The organism is Pseudoalteromonas sp. Isolate3 (genome assembly GCF_022398505.1).
Lineage (GTDB): Bacteria > Pseudomonadota > Gammaproteobacteria > Enterobacterales > Alteromonadaceae > Pseudoalteromonas > Pseudoalteromonas apostichopi.
In genome coordinates this window covers 93,140-107,662 of sequence record NZ_JAKEVN010000001.1, presented here as the reverse complement: position 1 = coordinate 107,662, position 14,523 = coordinate 93,140, and the positions used below count along the sequence as shown (strand labels likewise).

Annotated in this window: 18 protein-coding genes; 11 read left to right on the top strand and 7 right to left on the bottom strand. The window is 40.2% G+C overall.

Annotation, left to right across the window (positions count from 1 at the left end; genetic code table 11):
* Positions 1–60 precede the first annotated feature (60 nt).
* From pdsR to L1D46_RS00480, 4 genes are all read left to right on the top strand, one after another.
* Complete coding sequence (gene pdsR / locus L1D46_RS00495) at positions 61–750, top strand: proteobacterial dedicated sortase system response regulator (protein ID WP_063527939.1); 690 nt, start codon at positions 61–63, stop codon at positions 748–750.
* Positions 750–2,876, top strand: a complete 2,127-nt coding sequence (gene pdsS, locus L1D46_RS00490) for a proteobacterial dedicated sortase system histidine kinase (RefSeq protein ID WP_178927347.1) — start codon at positions 750–752, stop codon at positions 2,874–2,876. Before pdsR ends, pdsS begins: the two co-directional genes overlap by 1 nt.
* Positions 2,877–2,987: 111 nt before the next feature.
* A complete protein-coding gene (locus tag L1D46_RS00485) occupies positions 2,988–3,158 on the top strand; it encodes a hypothetical protein (protein WP_167658756.1) in 171 nt (56 codons plus the stop codon).
* A 50-nt stretch (positions 3,159–3,208) separates the two neighbouring features.
* Positions 3,209–3,418: a hypothetical protein gene (locus L1D46_RS00480; protein ID WP_239976532.1), complete on the top strand. Its 210-nt coding sequence runs from the start codon at positions 3,209–3,211 to the stop codon at positions 3,416–3,418.
* A 42-nt stretch (positions 3,419–3,460) separates the two neighbouring features.
* Here L1D46_RS00480 and L1D46_RS00475 read toward each other — a convergent pair whose 3' ends face one another.
* Genes L1D46_RS00475 through L1D46_RS00460 form a run of 4 tightly spaced genes read right to left on the bottom strand, consistent with a single transcriptional unit; the run spans position 3,461 to position 7,302 of the window.
* Positions 3,461–3,961: a DUF1543 domain-containing protein gene (locus L1D46_RS00475; protein WP_239976531.1), complete on the bottom strand. Its 501-nt coding sequence runs from the start codon at positions 3,959–3,961 to the stop codon at positions 3,461–3,463.
* Positions 3,962–3,969: 8 nt separating this feature from the next.
* On the bottom strand, positions 3,970–5,313 hold the full coding sequence (locus tag L1D46_RS00470) for a sigma 54-interacting transcriptional regulator (protein WP_167658755.1): 1,344 nt from the start codon (positions 5,311–5,313) through the stop codon (positions 3,970–3,972).
* 2 nt (positions 5,314–5,315) lie between these two features.
* The gene (locus L1D46_RS00465; protein WP_130050744.1) at positions 5,316–5,843 is read right to left on the bottom strand and encodes a hypothetical protein; all 528 of its coding nucleotides are present in this window, start codon (positions 5,841–5,843) and stop codon (positions 5,316–5,318) included.
* A 1-nt stretch (position 5,844) separates the two neighbouring features.
* Entirely contained in the window at positions 5,845–7,302 is a 1,458-nt protein-coding gene (locus L1D46_RS00460; RefSeq protein ID WP_239976530.1) for a HAMP domain-containing sensor histidine kinase, read from the bottom strand.
* A 312-nt stretch (positions 7,303–7,614) separates the two neighbouring features.
* Here L1D46_RS00460 and L1D46_RS00455 point away from each other — a divergent pair, with 312 nt between their 5' ends.
* The 5 genes from L1D46_RS00455 to L1D46_RS00435 all read left to right on the top strand — a co-directional run bounded on the left by L1D46_RS00455 (position 7,615) and on the right by L1D46_RS00435 (position 10,388).
* A complete protein-coding gene (locus tag L1D46_RS00455; RefSeq protein ID WP_130050742.1) occupies positions 7,615–7,842 on the top strand; it encodes an EF-hand domain-containing protein in 228 nt (75 codons plus the stop codon).
* A gap of 9 nt (positions 7,843–7,851) precedes the next feature.
* Positions 7,852–8,079, top strand: a complete 228-nt coding sequence (locus tag L1D46_RS00450) for a hypothetical protein (RefSeq protein ID WP_130050741.1) — start codon at positions 7,852–7,854, stop codon at positions 8,077–8,079.
* A gap of 103 nt (positions 8,080–8,182) precedes the next feature.
* Complete coding sequence (locus L1D46_RS00445) at positions 8,183–8,416, top strand: EF-hand domain-containing protein (RefSeq protein ID WP_130050740.1); 234 nt, start codon at positions 8,183–8,185, stop codon at positions 8,414–8,416.
* 4 nt (positions 8,417–8,420) lie between these two features.
* Complete coding sequence (locus L1D46_RS00440; protein ID WP_130050739.1) at positions 8,421–8,654, top strand: EF-hand domain-containing protein; 234 nt, start codon at positions 8,421–8,423, stop codon at positions 8,652–8,654.
* Between the two features lie 93 nt (positions 8,655–8,747).
* The gene (locus tag L1D46_RS00435; RefSeq protein ID WP_130050738.1) at positions 8,748–10,388 is read left to right on the top strand and encodes an amidohydrolase; all 1,641 of its coding nucleotides are present in this window, start codon (positions 8,748–8,750) and stop codon (positions 10,386–10,388) included.
* Positions 10,389–10,400: 12 nt separating this feature from the next.
* On the opposite strand, the gene L1D46_RS00430 is transcribed toward L1D46_RS00435, so the two are convergent.
* Positions 10,401–10,631 carry a YgjV family protein gene (locus L1D46_RS00430; protein WP_130050737.1) on the bottom strand — a complete coding sequence of 77 codons (231 nt, stop codon included), beginning with the start codon at positions 10,629–10,631 and terminating at the stop codon, positions 10,401–10,403.
* A 268-nt stretch (positions 10,632–10,899) separates the two neighbouring features.
* Between L1D46_RS00430 and L1D46_RS00425 the strand changes: the two genes are divergently transcribed.
* Positions 10,900–11,556, top strand: a complete 657-nt coding sequence (locus L1D46_RS00425; protein WP_130050736.1) for a Crp/Fnr family transcriptional regulator — start codon at positions 10,900–10,902, stop codon at positions 11,554–11,556.
* A gap of 35 nt (positions 11,557–11,591) precedes the next feature.
* Here L1D46_RS00425 and L1D46_RS00420 read toward each other — a convergent pair whose 3' ends face one another.
* On the bottom strand, positions 11,592–12,158 hold the full coding sequence (locus L1D46_RS00420) for a phosphoribosyltransferase family protein (protein WP_130050735.1): 567 nt from the start codon (positions 12,156–12,158) through the stop codon (positions 11,592–11,594).
* Positions 12,159–12,355: 197 nt separating this feature from the next.
* Positions 12,356–13,651: an aminopeptidase PepB gene (gene pepB / locus L1D46_RS00415; RefSeq protein ID WP_130050734.1), complete on the bottom strand. Its 1,296-nt coding sequence runs from the start codon at positions 13,649–13,651 to the stop codon at positions 12,356–12,358.
* 149 nt (positions 13,652–13,800) lie between these two features.
* Between pepB and sfsA the strand changes: the two genes are divergently transcribed.
* Complete coding sequence (gene sfsA, locus L1D46_RS00410; protein ID WP_178927350.1) at positions 13,801–14,520, top strand: DNA/RNA nuclease SfsA; 720 nt, start codon at positions 13,801–13,803, stop codon at positions 14,518–14,520.
* Positions 14,521–14,523: the final 3 nt, after the last annotated feature.

Here is a 14,523-nt window from a genome sequence, read left to right as displayed (position 1 = left end):
TACGCAAGGCAAAAAATTAGGTATAGTTCGCTATAGAAAGAATTTAAGTAAGTATTAACAATGAAGAAAATAGCAATCGTTGAAGATGAAACAGCAATCCGCGAAAACTACACAGAAATGCTCAGTGCTCAGGGCTATCAAGTTGTAGGCTTTGCTGACAGAGCCAGTGCTGAACTGGCATTTAGTCAATCTTTACCAGATTTAGCCATTGTTGATATTGGCCTTGGCCATGAAGTGGATGGTGGTTTTTTACTTTGCCAAACATTACGCAGTCTATCTAAAACCTTACCGATTATATTTTTAACCGCCCGTGATAGCGAAATTGATACCGTATGCGGCCTGCGTATGGGAGCTGACGATTACTTAACCAAAGACATCAGTATGGCACATCTTGCTGCTCGCATTGGCGCATTGTTTAGGCGCCTTGATGCCTTCGACCAACCAGCTGATCAAACCGCTCTTTTGCATCGCGGTCCATTAAAGTTAGATACCCAGCGCATGCAGGTTTTTTGGCAAGAGCAACTGGTTGATTTAACTGTGACAGAATTTTGGATGGTGCATTCACTTGCACAGCGCCCAGGCCATGTAAAAAGCCGTAACGAATTAATGAGTGATGCGAAAATTTATGTTGATGACAGCACCATTACTTCGCACGTAAAACGCATTCGTAAAAAGTTTATTGCCTTAGATGATGCGTTTGACTGCATTGATACAGTGTACGGTATGGGTTACCGCTGGGAGCAAGCTTAATGCTGCGTTTTGGGCTTAGAACAAAGTTTATTTTCTTATCCTGCTTTTTGTTTTTATTGCCTTGGCTTGGCTATGAATATGTTTGGGAAATGGAAAAGTTCTTAAGACAAGGCCAAGAAAAAACCTTAGTTGGTACAACCCGCGCGCTAGCAACGGCATTACATGAGCGGCCCGCTTTATTTGACTCGCAAACCAATTTTTTAGATCAAGTTGTAAAAGGTCGAGATTTATATGCCTATAACCTAAATAACCCGATTCAACTTGATGGTAAATTGTCGGAGTGGCAACCTTATCAAAGTTTATTTTGGCATTATGACAAGCGCTACTTACAGGGGTTAAGTAACGATCATCAAGATAGTGATCTAAGTTTTGATCACATGGTAGGCAAATACGAAAACTTCCTTTATGCGGCTTTTAAAGTCACAGATAGTTCACTGGTGTATCGTGCTAAAAATGTGCTTAGTTTTACCCGTAATGATCACTTACAGATCATGTTAAAAACACCTGAAGGTAAATTTAATAGTTATGTGGTGGCCGCCCGCCAAGATGGTTGGGTTAATGCCTTTGATGCTACAACACAAGAGCCTGTCACGAAAATTCAAGGCTATTTCAAAAGCACCGACACGGGTTACAATATAGAGCTGCGTTTTCCGCTTGCGATGCTAGGTAATAAGCTTGGTTTTGCGATTGAAGATTGGGATGAAGACAAGGTTGAGCCTCAGCTTATGTCGACCTCAAACCTACAAAACCCCAATGATATCGGCTCTGTTTTAGTGCCTTCGCCAGAAATTAACCGTATTTTGAAAGGCATGGGCCACAGTGGCAGTCGAATTTGGGTGGTCGATAACCATCATCGTGTACTTGCACAATCAGGCTCAATTCACCATGCCGATGGTGTTTGGGCAGACGGCCTAAAAGAGGAGCCCGCAACAACCTGGTGGCAACGTTTTGAGCAAGATTACTTACACCCTCTGTACTATAAGATTCTGACGCGCCCAGAGAATGAATTCATTGATACCTTACATGACGTAGCAGCGATGCAAGGCACACATATTGCGAGTGCCTTAAAAGGAAAACCCGCATCATCATGGCGCTTAACTCCAGATAACAAAGCCGTTATTTTATCGGCCGCCTACCCTATTTGGATCCAAGATAAAGTAATTGGTGCAGTAATCGCAGAAGAAACTACCAACGGCGTGCGTACATTACGTAACAAGTCACTAGAAAAGCTATTTAATGTCATTTTAGCGGTGATGCTTGTTGGCACTGTGACCCTGTTCTTTTTTGCTTCAAGAATTTCCAGCCGTATCCGCCGCTTACGTGATAATGCTGAACAAGCCATTGATGCCCAAGGGCGGATCACTGGCAACATAACCTATGCCGACTCTAATGATGAAATTGGCGACCTTTCTCGCAGCTTTGCCAATATTGTTAGTCGCTTAAGTGGTTATACTGATTATTTAGAAAATATGTCATCACGGCTATCCCATGAGCTGCGTACACCTGTGGCTGTTGTTCGTTCATCTCTTGAAAATTTACAAATGCAGCCACAATCTGAGCTCAGCCAAAAATACTTAGACCGTGCCAGTGAAGGGGTTGAGCGATTAGGTAAAATTATTACCACCATGAGTGAAGCGACGCGTCTAGAACAAAGCATTCAAAACGCCGAAACAGAAGAGTTTGATCTCACCAAGGTGATCACTGGATGTATGCAAGGCTATCAAATAACCTATGGTGAAAGCCTATTTACTCTATCGCTTGATAAAGAACCATTGAATGTCAGTGGCGCACCAGAGTTTATTGCCCAATTACTCGATAAACTTATCAACAATGCACTTGAATTTAAAACTCCACAAAGCACAATTTCAGTTAGCTTAACCAAGCAAGATCAACATGCGCTATTAACGATTAGCAACCAAGGGCCTTTGTTACCCGATGGTTTAGTTGAACACATTTTTGACTCAATGGTATCTGTGAGGAGCCAACAACATCAGCAGCAGCCCCACTTGGGTTTAGGTCTATATATTGTAAGGCTTATTTGCGATTACCATCACGGTAAGGTATTGGCAGAAAATTTAGATGATGGCACAGGTGTTGTGTTTACTGTGAAGCTGCCTATTAAATAAGTACATTTGCGTTACATATGATTACAGTTTAGAGACGTTATATTCACCAATAATTCAGATTACAGAACGTAACATTTGTATTACAAAAGGCAAATATTTTTGGAGAGCATCATGCGATCTGGATTACAACGTGAAGAGATTGAATTCATTATGGGGCTATTTAACCATAATGAAGTAACAGATAAACAAGCGGCTCCAAAAAAGCAGCCAGTAAAAACTGACACAAAAAAAGTTGATACAGCGCAATATAAAGCGAACTACAAAGCAACTTATTTGACCTGAGTAAGCCGAGATCATTACAATGGCGCACTTTCTAAAGATGGCATTCTGTAATGAAAAAACACTCACCTAAAAAAGAACTGATTTTACTGCCTGTTTTATTCGTGGCTATTCTGCTTTGTGTTGCAGGGCACTTCCTACTTCAGCCTAACTTTCAAGACAGTCATACCGTTGAGTATTTACTTGCTGCACTTCCATTTGCCTTGTTTGGATTAGTAATTATCGCCTTTAAAGTTGCCAGCAAAAACGATAACCAAGAATAGTTAATACCAACTCGCTTAATTAAGTATTATTGAGCATAGATATCACAATACATGATAACCAAACCAGTCGGGCTTTATGGCTTGTGCCTGCCCACTTGGCGTTAATTTGATTGATAAGTTGCTATCAAGCAAATCAATCGCAAAACAATCGTCCACATCGTGTAAATCATCTTTATGAAGATGAGTCATTCCAGCCAATAAAGACTCTTTAGCGCGTTGCTTTGCTTCTTCACTGCTACGCGCAACGTACAAGGCAAAATCATGTTGCTCAGCAAGGCTATCTGCTCGATAGGCACCTAAATTCACAAAATACAGTTTTTCAGCTTGGCTATGTTGAGTATCAACTACTTCAACCTGATAGCCATCGATATGCTGAATTTGCATGTAGCTATCCATATGTACTTTGCTTTTATCACCCACCCACTGTGCTTTAAGCTTTGAATAGGTTTGTTCAATGTTATCGCCTACGACAAATCTAACATCGTGCATTTCAATGTGGCATCCTTGAATACGACCGCCCAAATAGACTAAAAAAAGTGCCATGTTTTTCCTTATATTAAGCTTTCAACATTAATATTGTGCTTTTTAATTAATTTATAAAAATCTGAGCGATTACGTTTCGCAAGCTTAGCGGCTTCGGCAACATTACCCGCTGACATTTTCAGCGTATTAATTAAATAATCTCGCTCAAATTCTTTTTTTGCATCATTTAAAGAAAGCGGCTCAGCAATACTAGCATTGCTGTTTAATGCACTTTCTACGAGCTGAGCTGCAATCACTTTACCAGGTGTTAGGGCTACTACCTGCTCTATCACATTCTGTAATTGACGAATATTACCCGGCCAGTCATAGCGAACCAAGGCATGCATCGCATCATTAGCAAATTGCTTTTGCTCTTGTCCCATACGTTTAGCAATTAAACCTGCAAAATGCTGTGCTAGCAAACTAATATCTTCTCTGCGCTCACAAAGCGGAGGGAGTTTTAAGTTCACCACATTTAATCGGTAATATAAATCTTCACGGAATTGCTGGTTGCTGATTGCCTCAGGGAGGTTCTTGTGAGTCGCTGACACCACCCTCACATCAATTGGGATTTCTTCTTGAAAGCCCACAGGGCGAATGGTTTTCTCTTGTAAAACCCTTAGCAGCTTTACTTGTAAATTTAGCGGCATATCACCTATTTCGTCTAGAAAAAGGGTACCACCTTGGGCTTGTTGAAACAAACCTTGGTGGTCTTTTACCGCGCCTGTAAACGCGCCTTTTTTATGACCAAACAATTCAGACTCTAAAAGCTCCCCCGGCACAGCGCCGCAGTTAATAGCAACAAATGGCCCTTCACTAACATGGCTATGTTGATGTATCGCTTGTGCTAGCAGCTCTTTACCTGTTCCGCTGGCACCGGAAATCAACACATTCACTTGCGTTGGGCCAAGCAATTTAACTTGCTCAAGTAAATGCAACATCGCGCCGCTGCGGGTGACAATATTTGTTTGTGTCGGTGTTTCATCACCATGTACACCATGGATCTCGATAGCTTTAGCAAGGCTGTCGAACAGCTCATCTTTATCAACCGGCTTGGTAATAAACGCAAATATACCTTGTTTAGTTGCTTCAACTGCATCAGGAATCGAACCATGCGCTGTCATCATAATCACCGGCATCGAAGGATAACGACTTTGCAGCTGGCGATGCAGGGCCATGCCGTCCATTTCATCCATTCTTAAGTCAGTGATCACCGCATCATAGGTTTGGCTTTTTAGCGCTTGTAATGCCTCAATGCCACTTTCAACAGTACTTACCAAGTAGCCTTTAGACTCAATTCTAATCGCCAATAACTTTAATAAACTAGCATCGTCATCAACTAATAGAACTCGTGGTTTTGTTACTTCATTCATGGTTACTGCTCCTTGGTTTCTTCACGTAGCAGAAGTTGTTGTTCGATAGTCGCAAGCGACGATAAGGTTTTTTCCATTTCATCACTCAGCGCTTGCTTTGCTTGTTTTGCCGCTAAACTTTGCTGTAAATATTGCTTTTGTAACCAAAGATACTGCTTAATATCATCTGGCCAATAATAAGCACGGTCGCTTTTATCAAGCAGGTTAAGGGCCTTTTCAGGTTCTGAAGCAGCGAATAAACATATCGACTCAAAAAGACGTTTTAGTTCATTCTCACCAACATAATTTACTTTGTCAGATTTTGCTTTAAAGCCACCACACTTGGCAGCATGCCATGCAATAACGGTACTTGCGGACGGATACAAAGGCTCACTTTTTGGTCGAGGTTTAGGGTTAGGTTGCCCATCAGGTTTAACCTCTGCTTTCGGCTCTACTTGTTCTGGCTCAACATTCTTTTGCGTGAGCGTGCACCCAGTTATAAAAAACGTGCCTATAACAAGCATAAAACTGGCTTTATTAGCTAAGCCCATATCAGTTAACTCCTTGGGTTAATTGAATTGGTAAAATGGCTGTAAATACACACCCTTGAGGGTCATTATCAGTAATAGAGAGCTTACCGTTTAATTGCTCAACGGTTTCTTTGACTATGGTTAAACCCAGTCCGCTGCTCATTTCAGTATGTTGTTTTGCATTCTTGCCTTGGTAAAAAGCCCCGAACACAGCGGCTTTTTCAGTATCATCAATGCCTTCGCCTAAGTCGCTTACATTCAAAATTAATTGCCCCTGCTTTAAGCTTGCCTTGATTATCACTGACTCATGTTCTGGCGAAAACTTTAACGCATTTGAGGTCAGCTGAATAAGCACCATTTCAAGTAGTTCTATTGATATAAACAAGGCCTTATTTGGTAACTCGTTAACCCAAACAATGGATAAGTCACGCGCAGATAATCGGTGCTCAAAATGACGCTCAATTTTATTCATCATCACGTTAAAATTAAGCTCGCTCAGGCTTTGCTTACTAGTGCGGATAGCGTTGTAACTCAATAAGCTTTCAATCATGACTCTAAGTCGCACCATACTTTGTGTTATTAGCTCAAGGACTGCTTGTTGCTCGCTATTGATTGGGCCAACAATTTCATCTGCAAGTAAATCTGTGCCTTCAACCATAGAAGCTAGGGGGGTTTTCAACTCATGTGTCACATGACGCAAAAAAGTATCTTTTTGCTGCTCAAGCATATGTAACTGTGCTTGTACCCATTCAAGTTTATTGCCTAATTCAACTAATTCTGAAGAACCACGAACATGAATTTTTTGCTGCCAGTGCCCTTGCCCTAATTTATCAATAACATTGGTAAGCTCTCGTAGGCGTCCGCTGATCCGCCATAGAAATCCACCACCTACCAATAGCGTGAGTGGAATTAATGCTATTAACCAATTAATAAATGAAGCTTGTAGTGCTTTTAATTGCTGTTGGTTTTTTGTGATCCGTAATTCATTTTGCTCTTTAAGCCAGTTTGTTTGTTCACTGATAAGCTTGCTAGCAGGAGCAAACAGCTCACCATCTTGCTTTTGTTCAACTAGCAAATGCTGCTCTGCAAATTGTAATACCTCAGCAAGCTGACGCCACTGCGACACATAATCAGCTGTAGGGCTCAAAAAAATAAGCTCATCAACACTTTGCAAAGAAGATTGCCACTTGTTAGCAATCAGGCTATCGAGAGATTCACTCTTAAGCACCCAATTTTGTCGAGTCGCCCTTTCTAAACTATTTAAGTCTTGTTTAAGGTTATTGAATGCTTTGGTAAGTTCGTAATTGTCACCGACGATTTCTTGGGTCAGCGCAAGCTGCTTATTAAGGGCATTTAAAAACAAAATCACCACTAAAGATAACGGCAGTAAAGACAGCAAAATACTACAAACGAACTGACCAATGAGACTAGGCCGCCAGTTGACTAACTGTTTCATTTTTATCGCTACTTTATTTTGCATATTCACTCTCAACATAATTGCTGATGCTGATTATTAGTGAATAAACTTAGACACTCGCTGAATCCGACCTTAAAAAGTACGGACTTTTACCCAAAAACTGATACATAGTTGCTATTTAGCAACACGCTAACTCATTGAAACAAGGTGAATAAAGCTTAGTCGCCTAAAAAGCGTTGCAAAAAAGACACAATACTCTGTAACTATTTCGCATTAAAAACCACACAAAATATATAACCCACTGATAATTAACACATTTAAAAACTGGCACCAATTTTGATAACTACAAAGTAAATTAGTCATTTAGGACACAAAATGAAGATTACGGCCATTTCAGCCGCAGTGTTGATAAACCTAGTTACGGTAGACTGTTATGCATTCGATCTGCAAACGACTTTTAACGAGCTAGATAAAGACAGTAACGGCTTTTTGAGTGAAGCAGAGGCATCTGAAGATGCATTATTACATAGCAACTTTACTCAAATAGATAGTAACCAAGATGGTCAAATTTCATTTTCTGAGTTTCAGTCGTTTATTCAATAGGAGATTGTAATGAAACAACTTTTAGCAGCGTTTTCGCTCATGTTTTTGGTTATCAGCGCTACCGTTTTAGCATCACAAATGGATGTTCGATTTGCTAAATTTGATACAAACGCCGACGGTGAGATTTCTTTAGCTGAAGCGACTAAGCACGATAACTTACTTAAGCAATTTGCCGACCTAGATGAAAACGGCGATCAAGTTTTGTCTGAACAAGAGTTTGAAAAATTCAAACCTTAACGGCTTAAAGTGCTTGCCATAATCCCAGAGGGAATGTGTAAACGGATTTAAATTATGGGAGTTAAATTATGGCAAGCACTTTTATTTATAAAGGAGTGTAATTATGAGAATTTTCTGGCTTGCTTCATGTACCTTAATTACAATAAGCTTCAATAGCTTAGCATTAGATGTAAAACAAAGATTTGATCACTTAGATAAAGACAAAAATGGCTTTTTGTCTTTGCAAGAACTGTCATCCCAACCACACTTGCAAAAACGCATGGCAGAGTGGGATACAGATAAAGATCAACAAATTTCGCTCCTAGAATTTAAACACTATTTAACAAACAAGAGTTAAAGTAATGTCAAAATTAACCTTTGCCAGCCTAATTTTATGTTGTGGATTTAGCACATTGGGTTTTGCTGCAGATAGTATTGGTGAAAAATTTAAACAACTTGACCGTAATGACGATGGCTACCTTACTCGCTCAGAGTCTGCAAGAGATCCTGCTCTATGGTCACGTTTTAAAAATTACGACAGCGATAAAGATAATAAATTATCGCTGAGTGAATTTAAGGTCTACGCAAGTAAATAAAAATGTCTATTTGATTATTTAATTGCTGCTGAGTTGCAGTTTACTGCAACTCTGATAATGTTTTCATAATTCAATAAAAACTATTAGAAGATTATGAAACTCATCATCAGCTTACTGGCAACAGCTTCGATAAGTTGTTTTGCCAATACCACAGTAATTTACAATGTAAATGGTTACACACCAACCTACAAAGGTGAAACTCAACACTTTTCAACACTGGTTTTTAAAGACGGTAAAGTTGTAAAAACCGGTAATGACTCAATCAAAAAAAGCTTTCCTGATGCCACCACGATTGATGGCCAACAAGCCACGTTATTGCCTGGTTTGATTGATGCCCATGGCCATGTGATTGGTTTAGGTAATAACCTTTCACAACTTGATGTTAGAAGTACTCGCTCGGCAGATGAAGTTGGCAAAATGCTAGCTGAGTTTGCTAAAGATAAACAAGGCTGGATCATTGGTCGAGGTTGGAACCAAGAGCAGTGGCCTGGTGGACAGTTCCCAAATGCTGCTGATTTAGACAAGTATTTAAAAGATAAACCCGTAGTGCTTTCTCGAGTTGATGGCCATGCTGTGTGGGTAAATTCAAAAGCAATGGAGCTTGCAGGTATCACCAAAGAAACTCGCTCTCCTGCCGGTGGTGAAATTATAAAACTGGATTCTGGTTTACCTTCAGGGGTATTCATTGATAAAGCCGAAACGCTTATTACTCAGCATGTACCAAAAGCAAGCCATGCCAGCATTAATACTGCATTAGATAATGCAGGTAAACATCTACTTAGTTTAGGGATTACATCAACCCATGATGCCGGTATCGATTATGATACCTGGCAAGTGTATAAGCAGCGCTCTGAACAAAGCACCCTTCCCGTTAGAATAGTAGCCATGCTAAGTGCTGCTGATCCTCAGCTAGAAACAATGCTTAAAGCGGGCCGATATAAAGATATGAATGACATGCTGTCGATTCGTAGTGTCAAAGTGTATGCTGATGGTGCGCTAGGAAGTCGTGGTGCAGCCCTAATCGAGGAATACGCAGATCGAAAAAATCACCATGGCTTAATGCTTGAAACCCAAGAAAAGCTTGAGCAACTATTCAACTTAAGCTTTACCCATGGCTTTAGTGCTAACACCCATGCAATTGGTGATAAAGCCAATCACGTAGTGCTAGATGCCTATGAAAATGTGTTTAAAAAAACCGGTGGAATTTTACTTCGTAACCGAATTGAACATGCACAAATTGTTACTCCTGAAGACATTCCTCGTTTTAAAACGTTAAAAATCATTCCATCAATGCAGCCTGTTCATGCAACATCTGATATGCATATGGCAGAGCAACGTCTAACTGAAAAACAACTTGAAGGGGCTTACGCTTGGAAAACCTTTTTAGCGCAAGGCTCAGTGATTGCGGCGGGTTCTGATTTTCCAGTAGAGCTTGCTGATCCGTTTGACGGCTTATATTCAGCCATTACTCGCATGGATCATAATCAGCTGCCAGAAGGCGGCTGGCGACCACAAGAGCTACTATCGCGTGATGAAGCTTTACGTGCTTTTACTTTAGGTGGTGCATATGCTGCACATCAAGAGTTTAAACTTGGCAGTTTAGAGCAAGGAAAGTGGGCTGACTTTATCTTGATTGATAAAGACTATTACAAAGCGCCAGTCTCAGAGATCCACGATATAAACGTGACACAAACTTGGATTGCGGGTCAGCTTAAGTATAAAAAAGAAGATTAGTATTACTAAGTGTTACTTAGCGTCAGCTTTTTGCTGACGCTTTAATTTTATGATGTGGTAAATATTCACAAATGCTAGTAAACCATTGGTAAAGGCCACAGGAACAGCACCAATTGCCAGCCCGTAGAAGGTAAATGCAATACATCCTGCTAGGTTAAGCCAACGTAGCTTAACTACATCGCTCATTGTCAAAGAAGCAACCAAAAGTGCTGACGCTAAATAGCCTAAATATTCCCAACTCAATTGTTCTCTCCTAGGCTTTAGGTTAGCATTGGAGCTTGTCATTTTTTTTGACGCACTCAGTGCTACTTTGACAATAAAATAAAAAAGCTAACTTACTAAAAACCTTGTAAAGCTGCAGAAAAATCTTGGCTTTAAAATCATTACACGGGAAATGAAGGTATCAGTAACGTGAAACACCTTACTAGCAAGTTAGCGTAAATTCTTAGAATCTTAATGCTAACGTCATTAAGATGTAATAAATAGGACAATTGTCCGAAGAGCGGCGTTAATGTTTCAATATCATTTTTCAAGCTATCTTGTTGACCAATTACTGACATTTGCTGGCAGCAGTTTTCAACAAGCTAAAAAAGAAGTGCTGATCCATCAGGATCAACCTTTATCAAAACTCGTATTAGTTAGAAGCGGCACGGTGTCATTCAGCTATGACGTGGGTAACGGCCGACGCCTTCTTTTAGGTCAACTTGACTGTAATAACACCCTGATTGGTGAGATTGAAGCACTGAATAATTATCCCTGTATTTACACAGTAACGTGCTTTAGTGATGTAAGTTATAACCTAATTGAGCTTAAACATTGGCGTGCACTACTATTAGAAAAACCAGAGCTAAGCTTATACACAGCGCAAACAATCGCTGCTAAATTCCAAGAAAACCAAAAAATAAATTTAGATAAGCTGCTATTACCACTTAGCTACAACATAGCTAAAGATTGCTTATTAAGAGCTGAGAATAATAACCCAACATTACTGCGTGCCTACCCTACCGTAAATGCAGAAGCTGAGCGCTTTGCCACCACCGAAAGAGCTTATAGACGCGTTGTAACAGAATTAGTTGAAAAAGGCTTAGTAAAGAGAAGTACTCAAGGCTTACAAGTGGTAGATATCGACAAGCTTAGTGACTACGTCGAAAGTTTTGCGCAGTTATGAGTGTAAGAACACTCATAACTTTGTAAAAATGATGCTTATTTTTCTAAAAGTATGTCGTGAATATTAGCTAAATCAGACTTTCCTTCGATGATTTCGTCTGGCGTTAAGCCTGAAAGTTCATGAGGGAATACTAACCACTCTTCAGACTCATGAATATAATAATCTGGCACCATGTCTACTTTTGAGTTCTTTGGCTTGTAGTATGGACATGCAACACGAATATCACGTGGTAAGTTCAAACGCATTAATTCAGAAAGCTTTTCTTTCAATGCAAAAATACTGCGGCCAGAATCGAACACGTCATCAACGATTAATAATGAGTTATCTGCATTCGCATTTTCAATGATGTAATGCAAACCGTGAACTTTGATCTCTTTTGACTGCTGGTTAATACCGTAATACGATGAAGTACGCACTGCAATATGGTCAGTTTCGATACCTTTATAATCGTAATATTCTTGAACTGCGATACCAATTGGAGCACCACCACGCCAAATACCAATGATGAAATCAGGACGGAAACCATCTTCATAAACTTGTGCCGCAACACGAAATGAATCTTCAAGAAGCTGCTGCGCAGTGATATAGCACTTATCTGACATAAATAGAGACCCCAGTGTGAATGATCATTCAAGTGTAGCTAATTTAATAATAACTAACCACAGGATGAGAAAATGTGGGGCGGGATTTTATACTAATTTACTCAAAAAAGCTTGTATCAGTTTGTGAATTTACAAAAAAAGCGCCTTAACTTCATCTAAGTTAGGCGCTTTTTATTAATCACAGAAAAGTAAATTACTTATGCTTTTTCTAGTAAGGTTCTTGCAACTGTACGCATACCTTGTGTTGTCGCACCAGCAGCCCACTCACTTGTACTACCCATATTAAATGCTGCTGCCAGGTCAATGTGTACCCAGCCTTTGCCTTCATTTGGCACAAAGCGAGATAAGAAACCAGCCGCATTAGATGCACCACCATAGCCACCGCCCTTTTGAGGACGGCTATTTGCGGTATCTGCATATGGTGATGGACAGTTTTGTTGATGCCATTTTTCAAGTGGTAATGGCCAAGCAGCTTCCATTTCCTGCTCTGCAAAGTCTTGTACGTCACGTACAAGCTCTTTATCAAGACCAAATAATGCGTTGTACTCTTGACCAACAGCTACCAGTGCAGCGCCTGTTAGTGTTGCCGCATCAATAATTAATGGCGCACCCGACTCACCTGCAGCCATTAAACCATCAGCAAGTACTAAACGGCCTTCAGCATCAGTATTAACGATTTCAACCGTTGTACCATTCTTATAGGTTAGGATATCGCCAAGTTTATATGCATGGCCTGAAATAAGGTTTTCTGCACAACATAAGAATAATTTAATGCGTTTGTTGATACCACGGTTAATAGCAAGTGCTAAGCCTGCAGTTACTGTAGCAGCACCACCCATATCGCACTTCATGCCTAGCATGCCTTCACTTGCTTTGATTGAGTAACCACCTGAATCAAAGGTAATGCCTTTACCAACCAAAGCGGCAGCAACAGGGGCATTTTCGTCACCAGTTGGGTTGTAATCTAATGCTAATAATACCGGTGGGCGTTCACTACCACGACCTACCGCATGGATACCAATCCATTGTTGCTCTAATAAAGCATCACCTTTAATGATTTGATAGCTTACGTGTTCAGGCGCTAATGACTGAATGAATTCTGCCGCTTTACCAGCTAGGCTCTCAGGGAAAATATCATCAGCTGTGCCATTGATCATTTGACGAGCCCAAGTCGCAGCTTGCTTTAAAGAAGCCAGTTCTTTGCCGTCTGTTTTTGCATTTTCAACAAACTCAATTGCATCTAAATTTTTTGGTGAAACAAAGCCTTGATAAAAAGCCCATTGTGTTTCTGTACACCAAACATCGCCCACTAAAGCAATATTTTTTAAGCCTTGATTAGCTAACGTACGTGCTGCTTTTTGTACGTTTTTAAGTGTATCTTGCTCAGTTAAATGAACAGTTGCGCCTTGTTCAGTAAAAGAAAGAGCGGCTTTTTCGCCCCAGTGTGCGGCAGCGCCCTGCTCGCTAAGTTGAACTAAAAATTTTTCTGACATGTTAGAATACTCTTTGCGCTAAAAATGTTGCCTGAGTTTACTACAGCCAACGTAAGTTCCCAACAGCTTGCGATAAATAGCATTATGTTGAGTGGTTCAATCCTCGTAATGAATGACATACAATAAAGAAAAACGAAATTATTAGAGCCATGAAGTTCACTCCCGCATTACAATCAGCCACCTTAATAAAACGCTACAAACGCTTTTTAGCCGACTTAAAAACGGCTGAAGGCGAGCAGTTTACAGCGCATTGCGCCAATACAGGAAAGATGACGGGCTGTGCTGAGCCAGGGTTTAACGCTTTTTATTCAACCAGTGATAACACCAAACGCAAATACCCCCATTCACTGCAACTAACAGAGAATCAATTTAATCATTTAATTTGTGTCAATACCGCTATTGCAAACAGAATTGTGCAAGAGGCTCTCAATGCTGGCACTATTGCTGAACTAGCTGATTACCAAACAATTACAGCAGAAGTAAAATACGGCCAAGAAAATAGCCGTATCGATTTTTTATTAACAGATGAAAACAAGCCCCATTGTTATATTGAAGTAAAATCAGTGACTTTACTCTCGCAATTAGAGCCGCAGTCTGGGCAAGGTTATTTTCCAGATGCAAAAACTGAACGAGGTCAAAAGCACCTAAGGGAACTAGTAGAAATGGTGCAACAAGGGCATCGTGCAGTCTTACTGTTTGCAGTTTTACATGAAGGTATTAATCAAGTAAGTGCTGCAGCTCATATCGATCCCAAATATGCGCAACTTTTAGCTCATGCAATAGAGCAAGGAGTTGAAGTGATTGCTTATAAAGCAAAAATTTCAGCCAACGAGATTCAATTGCAGGAAAAGTGTAGTTTTCAGCCTTAAACA